5 protein-coding genes and 2 pseudogenes are annotated in these 5,173 nt (G+C 74.4%); 5 read left to right on the forward strand and 2 right to left on the reverse strand.

The window, feature by feature from the left end; translation table 11 throughout:
- Nucleotides 1–156 precede the first annotated feature (156 nt).
- Complete coding sequence (locus ACWJ6R_RS29610; protein WP_449065381.1) at nucleotides 157–1,080, reverse strand: ribonuclease Z; 924 nt, start codon at nucleotides 1,078–1,080, stop codon at nucleotides 157–159.
- A gap of 19 nt (nucleotides 1,081–1,099) precedes the next feature.
- Here ACWJ6R_RS29610 and ACWJ6R_RS29615 point away from each other — a divergent pair, with 19 nt between their 5' ends.
- Nucleotides 1,100–1,615 (forward strand): methylated-DNA--[protein]-cysteine S-methyltransferase, encoded by a 516-nt coding sequence (locus ACWJ6R_RS29615; RefSeq protein WP_449065382.1) that lies wholly within the window; start codon nucleotides 1,100–1,102, stop codon nucleotides 1,613–1,615.
- Nucleotides 1,616–1,770: 155 nt separating this feature from the next.
- Here ACWJ6R_RS29615 and ACWJ6R_RS29620 read toward each other — a convergent pair whose 3' ends face one another.
- On the reverse strand, nucleotides 1,771–2,007 hold the full coding sequence (locus tag ACWJ6R_RS29620) for an antitoxin (protein WP_449065383.1): 237 nt from the start codon (nucleotides 2,005–2,007) through the stop codon (nucleotides 1,771–1,773).
- Nucleotides 2,008–2,102: 95 nt separating this feature from the next.
- Here ACWJ6R_RS29620 and miaA point away from each other — a divergent pair, with 95 nt between their 5' ends.
- From miaA to ACWJ6R_RS29640, 4 genes and pseudogenes are all read left to right on the forward strand, one after another.
- The gene (miaA, locus tag ACWJ6R_RS29625) at nucleotides 2,103–3,008 is read left to right on the forward strand and encodes a tRNA (adenosine(37)-N6)-dimethylallyltransferase MiaA (protein ID WP_449065384.1); all 906 of its coding nucleotides are present in this window, start codon (nucleotides 2,103–2,105) and stop codon (nucleotides 3,006–3,008) included.
- Nucleotides 3,009–3,046: 38 nt separating this feature from the next.
- Nucleotides 3,047–3,853 (forward strand): diaminopimelate epimerase, encoded by an 807-nt coding sequence (gene dapF, locus ACWJ6R_RS29630; protein WP_449065385.1) that lies wholly within the window; start codon nucleotides 3,047–3,049, stop codon nucleotides 3,851–3,853.
- A gap of 149 nt (nucleotides 3,854–4,002) precedes the next feature.
- Nucleotides 4,003–4,694, forward strand: a pseudogene (locus ACWJ6R_RS29635) (SCO6745 family protein).
- Between the two features lie 109 nt (nucleotides 4,695–4,803).
- Nucleotides 4,804–5,173, forward strand: a pseudogene (locus ACWJ6R_RS29640) (tetratricopeptide repeat protein); the annotation flags it as partial.

A 5,173-nucleotide genomic window follows, 5' to 3' on the forward strand; every position in this document is an offset into this window, starting at 1 on the left:
GCAGCCGCGGTCACGGCCCCGGCCGGGGCGGGGGGCGCAATGGGGGGGCTCCTTCGACGGGGAGGTCCTCTACCACGACGCCCCCTACGGCGTCGGCTACGTCGTGGCCCGGCTCCGGCTGCGGGACGGCTGACGCCCGGAGCCGGGCGGGACGGGTCAGGCGCGCCCGGGCACGGGCACGCGCAGCAAATCGTGGGCCAGGATGACGTCGCCGCCGAAGACCGCACGGGCCTCGTCCAGGAAACGGGGCTCGTCGTCCGTGCCGTAGCGTTCGGAGACATGGGTCAGGACCAGGCGGCGGACCCCGCACTCGGCCGCCACCCGGCCGGCCTGCCCGGCGGTGAGGTGGCCGTACCGCGCGGCCGGCTCCGACTCCGCCGACAGGAACGTCGACTCGATCACCAGCAGGTCCGCCCCGTCGGCGAGCGCGAACACCCCGTCGCACAGGCGGGTGTCCATGACGAACGCGGCGCTCTGCCCGCGGCGGACCTCGCTGCACTCCTCCAGCCGCACGGTGGAGCCGTCCGGCGCGGTCACCGTCCCGGCCTTCTGGAGTTCGCCGACGGCGGGCCCGTGGACGCCGCGCTCCCGCAGCCGTTCGGGGAGCATCCGGCGGCCGTCCGGCTCGTCGACGCGGTAGCCGTACGACTCGACGGGGTGGGAGAGCGGGCGCGCGGTGAGGGTGACGGGGCCCGCCTCGAAGGACGCGGACGGCCCGGAGACGGGACGTTCGGCGATCACCGAGGTGTCGGCGAAGACGGCGGCGTGGCGCAGCCGGCGCCAGTAGGTCTCCCCGCTCGCCGGGTAGGCGGCCTGGACCGGATGCCCGACGCCGTCCCTGGCGATGCGCTGGACGATCCCGGGCACGCCCAGGCAGTGGTCGCCGTGGAAGTGGGTGACGCAGATCCAGGTGATGTCGTGCGCGCTCGCGCCCGCGTGGAGCATCTGGCGCTGGGTGCCCTCACCGGGGTCGAACAGGAATCCCTGCCCGTCCCAGCGCAGCAGGTATCCGTTGTGGTTACGGTGTCGGGTGGGGACGGCGCTGGAGGTGCCGAGGACGACGAGTTCACGAAGGGACACGATCTCAATGCTAGGAACCGTGGCCTTCGGAAGCGTGCCGACCCCGCTCGGCGAGATGTCCGTCGCCGTCACCGGGGACGGTGTGGCCGCCGTGTGCTGGGGCGGCGCCGACCGCCTCAGGGCGCGGCTGCCGGCCCGGCTCGGCCTGACCGAGGCCGACGACCCCGAGCGGACGGCTCCGGTGCTGGACGAGCTCGCCGGTTACTACGCCGGGCGGCTGCGGGTCTTCTCCGCCCGGGTGGACTGGCGGCTGACCACGCCCGTGCAGCGCGCGGTCCTCGGCACGCTGCACGAGACGGTGCCGTACGGCCGCGCGGTGACCTACGGCGAGCTGGCCGCGCGCAGCGGGACGGGCGTGCCCGCCCGGGCCATCGGGTCGATCATGGGCGCCAACCCGGTCCCGGTCATCGTGCCCTGCCACCGGGTGGTGGCGGGAAACGGCCTGGGCGGGTTCAGCGGGGGAGAGGGCGTGGAGTCCAAGCGGTGGCTGCTGACCCTGGAGGGCTACCTGCAGCCGACGCTCGACTGGGACTGAGCCCTCGGAGGGCGGAGAGCCAGGGGCCGGTGGCCGGAGGCGCAAAGGACTTGAGAGCCGGAGTCGGCGGCCGGGGCTGAGAGCGCGGGCGCTGGGCGGCCGGAGGCCGGGAACGCGGGGCCGCCCGGCTTGCGGCCGGACGGTCCCGCCGGAGGTCAGCCGTTCCCCCCGGCCTCCGGAGCGTTCTGGGCGTCCGGGGCGGGGCCGGTCCGGCCGTCGATCCCCTCGGCCATCTCCCTGGCCTTGTCGGCGGCCATGCCGACGTGCTCCTCGTGTCCGGCGAACCGCTGGCCCGCGGCCTCCTCGCCCCTGTCGATGCCCTGCTCGGCGAGCTCCTCGATCTTGTCGGAGTGCTCGCCCATCAGGTCCTTGCCCTTGTCGAAGATGGACATGGTGATCCCCCTGGTGGCTGATGGTCGGATGCGGCGGAAGGCCGTCGAAGGCGCCGCCATCCGCAGACCCTTCCCGGTGTTGGGACACTTATCCCGTGCCTCAGCTACCCGTCATCGCCGTCGTCGGCCCCACGGCGGCCGGAAAGTCCGATCTGGCCGTCGATCTCGCCCTGGAACTGGGGGGCGAGGTGATCAACGCCGACTCCATGCAGCTCTACCGGGGCATGGACATCGGCACGGCGAAACTGACGATGGAGGAGCGGCGGGGAGTGCCGCACCATCTGCTGGACGTCTGGGACGTGCGGCGGACGGCGAGCGTGGCGGAGTACCAGGAGCGGGTGCGGCCGCTGATGGACGATCTGCTGGCCCGGGGGGTCGTGCCGATCCTGGTGGGCGGGTCCGGGCTCTACGTGCGGGCCGCCCTCGACGACCTGGAGTTCCCCGGCACCGATCCGGGGATCCGGGCCCGGCTGGAGGCCGAGCTGGAGGCGCACGGCCCGGCTCCGCTGCACGAGCGGCTCCGCGGGCTGGATCCGGAGGCGGCCGGGGCGATCCTGCCGAGCAACGGCCGCAGGATCGTCCGCGCGCTGGAGGTCGTCGAGCTGACCGGGAGGCCGTTCTCCGCCTCGATGCCCTCCTACGACGCGGTCTACGACAGCGTGCAGCTCGGCGTCGAGGTGCCCAGGCCGGTGCTGGACGAGCGGGTCGGGCTCCGGGTGGACCGCATGTGGCGGGCAGGGCTGGTGGAGGAGGTCCGGACGCTGGCGGGGCGGGGCCTGGCCGAGGGGCGGACCGCCGGACGGGCGCTCGGCTACGCCCAGGTGCTGCGCTTCCTGACCGGGGAGTGGACCGAGGAGCAGGCCAAGGAGGAGACGGTCCGGGCGACGCGCCGGTTCGTGCGCCGGCAGGAGTCGTGGTTCCGCCGCGACCCCCGGGTGGTCTGGCTCCCCCAGCAGGCCCCCGATCTGCTGGAGCGGGCGCTGGCGCGGGTGCGCCGGTGAGCGGCCGTGTCCGGCGCCCGCGCGGATAGGGTGAGGGCATGCGCTTCGTGAAGGGCCACGGCACCGAGAACGACTTCGTCATCCTCCCCGACCCGGAGGGCGAGCTGGAGTTGTCCGGCTCCCTCGTGGCGGCGATCTGCGACCGAAGGGCCGGGATCGGCGCCGACGGGGTGCTGCGGGTGGTGCGCACCAAGCTCAGCCCGGAGGTGGCCGACCAGGCGGGCGAGGCGGAGTGGTTCATGGACTACCGCAACGCCGACGGCAGCCTGGCCGAGATGTGCGGCAACGGGACGCGGGTCTTCGCCCGCTACCTGGTCGATGCCGGTCTGGCGGAGGCCGGTGAGTTCGCCGTGGCCACCCGGGCGGGGGTCAAGCGGGTACGGCTGGCGGAGACCGGCGACGTGACGGTGGACATGGGCCCGCCCCGGGTGCTGGGCGAGAGCCGGGCGAGCGTGGCCGGGCAGGAGTACGGCGGGCTCCGCGTCGACATGGGCAATCCCCACCTGGCCTGCGTCATCGGCGACCCGGTGGCCGGTCTCGACCTGACCCGCCAGCCCGGGTTCGACCCCGCGGACTTCCCGCACGGGGTGAACGTCGAGCTGATCAACGCGGTGGGCCCGCGCCGGATCGTGATGCGGGTCTTCGAACGCGGCTCGGGGGAGACGCGGTCCTGCGGGACCGGCGCGGTCGCCTCGGCGGTGGCCGCCGCGCACCTGGCGGGGGAGAGCACGGGCAGCTGGGAGGTCGAGGTGCTCGGCGGCACGGTCACCGTCACCCTCGACGAGCGGACCAGCCATCTGGCCGGTCCCGCCGTCCTGGTGGCCTCCGGAGAGCTCTCCTTCTGATGACGCCGTGCGGCCCCGGGACTTGCCGAGTGTTGTTCTGGTGAGTCATCCTGAGTTCCTTCGATGAACTCAGGAGGAGCGGCATGGCGGACGCGCAGGCGACGGCGACGGCGGTCAAAGGGGTGATCGGGAAGCTCGGCGGCGGCTTCATGATCTCGCGTGAGGCCAAGGCGGCGAGCGAGCGGGCGGGACTGGCCGGGCGGGCGATGTACTTCCGCGGCCGGTGCGGGGTGCTCGGCGAGGTGGACGCGGACGTGGTCCGCTCCGCCGTGGCCTTCTTCCCCGCCGGGCACGTCCGGGCCAACTGGGAGGCCGGGCGGTCGCTGCCGGTGGACAAGGCGGTGGAGCTCTACGCGGAGGCCTGCCACGCCTGGGGCCGCCGCCGGCTCGGCGCCTTCGGCGGGGCCGCCCGCCTGGCGGAGCTGCTGGAGCGGGTAGCCGCCGAGGCCGAGGTGGCGGGCGCCCGCTCTTCGCCGGATGGCGGGCCGTACCGCTGCCGGACGACGCCCCGGCCCGGGCGACCCAGCTCATGCACGTGCTGCGCGAACTGCGCGGCGGCCTGCACGCGGTGGCGGTGCTGGCCGAAGGGCTGACCCCGCTGCAGGCCATGCTGCTCGAGTCGCACGAGTCCCCGCTGGGCGACATGCCGGGGGAGGCCATGGCGCGCTTCTTCGAGTGGCCGGAGCCGTACCCGGTGCTCGGCCCGGAACTCGCCGGGGCCCGGGTGCGGGCCGAGGAGCTCACCGACCGGCTGATGGCGCCCGCCTTCGCGGTGCTGGACGAGGCGGAGTCGGCGGAGCTGGCGGATCTGCTCGGCGAGGCCGGGACGGGCGCGGGGTAGCCATCGGTCTGCTCGGCGAGGCCGGGACGGGCGCGGGATGGCCGTGGAATGGCCGCCGGGCGGCCGGTTCGTTTGGGTCATCCCTCCCGAGCTGGCAGACTGACGTCCCATGGACGTGGACATCTGGGCCTGGGTGGGCGACACCCAGCGGCAACTGCACGAAGCCGGTAACACCGGTCTGGCCATGGCGATCGGCAGCGTGCCCGCGCAGGCACTGGAGGGCCGGTACGGGCAGCTCGACGTGCTGGCGCCGGCCATCGCGCAGGAGGCGGAGAAGCTGGAGCTGCCCTGGCTCGAGTTCTACGCCCGCTACTGGCACCTGATCGGCCGCGTCGGGGACCGCGCGCAGGGCGTGGTCGCGCTCGACGACGCGCGGACCCTGGTGGAGTTCGCCCGCCGCGAGGACGTCCGCGACTGCCCGGCCGCCCCGGTGCGGTCGAGGCGCGCGATCGCGCAGGCCAACACCGACGGCCGCGGCC

It is taken from the genome of Planomonospora algeriensis (assembly GCF_977012225.1).